The 1248-nt window shown below is 65.5% G+C and carries 1 protein-coding gene; it reads right to left on the bottom strand.

Annotated elements, in window-relative coordinates; translation table 11 throughout:
• Positions 1–1181: HAD-IC family P-type ATPase (locus tag ATJ93_RS23205; protein WP_394338808.1), on the bottom strand; the 1181-nt coding region annotated here is incomplete at its 3' end.
• Positions 1182–1248: the final 67 nt, after the last annotated feature.

Here is a 1248-nt window from a genome sequence, read left to right as displayed (position 1 = left end):
GTCCCCGTCTTGTCGAAGACGATCGTCTCGAGGTTGCGCGCTTCCTCCATCGCGATTCGGTCGCGAACGAGCATCCCGTTACTGGCGGCCAGCGAAGTGTTGATCGCGACCACGAGCGGAATTGCGAGTCCCAGTGCGTGTGGACAGGCGATCACGAGGACAGTGACGACCCGTTCGATCACGGCCGCGTCGAACGAGGTTGCGACCGTCCACGCGACGGCAGTCACGGCTGCCGCGCCGACGGCGACGTAGAACAGCCAGCCTGCGGCGCGGTCGGCAAGTGCCTGCGTCTCCGATTTTCCCTCCTGTGCCTCCTCGACCAGCCGCATGATCCCTGCGAGCGTCGTCTCCTCACCTGTCGCTTCGATACGGACGCGGAGGCTTCCATCGCCGTTGATCGTCCCGCCGATCACCTCATCGCCCGGTGCCTTCGAAACGGGCATCGATTCGCCGGTGATCATCGATTCGTTCACGTCCGATTCCCCCGTCTCGACGACGCCGTCGGCGGGGACGCTCGCGCCAGGACGAACGAGGACGAGATCGCCCTCGGAGAGTTCACTCACCGGCACTTCCTCCGTGTCGCCGTCTTCGGTGATTCGCTCGGCGGTGTCGGGCATGAGCTTCGCCAGTTCGTCGAGCGCGCTCTGGGCCTGCCTGACCGAGCGCATCTCGATCCAGTGACCGAGCAGCATGATGTCGATCAGCGTCACAAGTTCCCAGAAGAACGCCGACTCGGTCGGAAGGACGACGCTGGCGAGGCTGTAGACGAACGCGACCGTGATCGCCATCGAGATGAGCGTCATCATGCCCGGCGCCCGGTCTCGCAGTTCGGGGGCGGCCATCCGGAGGAACGGCACGCCGCCGTACGCGAAGACGACGACCGCAAAGACCGGATTGATCCACTCGCTTCCGGGAAACACCGGGACGGAAAACCCGAGCCACTCTTGGAGCATCTCGCTGTAGAGCAGGACTGGAATCGACAGCAGCGTCGAGACGAAAAAGCGTCGGCGGAACATCTGTTCGTGGCCCTCGTGCATGCCGCCGTGGCCGTGATCGCCGTCGTCGTGGTCATCGTCGTGACCGTGACCGCCGTGCTCGTGGCCCCCCTCGTGACCTCGTTCGTGTCGGTCCTCGATCTCCCGCTCGGCTTCGGCGGCGTCCGTCGCCTCCTCCTCGAGCATCGACCGTTCCGTTCGCGGCTCCTCGCCTTCGCCCTCGGGCGACGCCGTCCCGTTCGACGGCCTGTCA

Source organism: Halopiger aswanensis, from assembly GCF_003610195.1.
Lineage (GTDB): Archaea > Halobacteriota > Halobacteria > Halobacteriales > Natrialbaceae > Halopiger > Halopiger aswanensis.
Note: the sequence above shows the minus strand (reverse complement) of the source record. Positions and strands in the feature narration are given on the sequence as shown.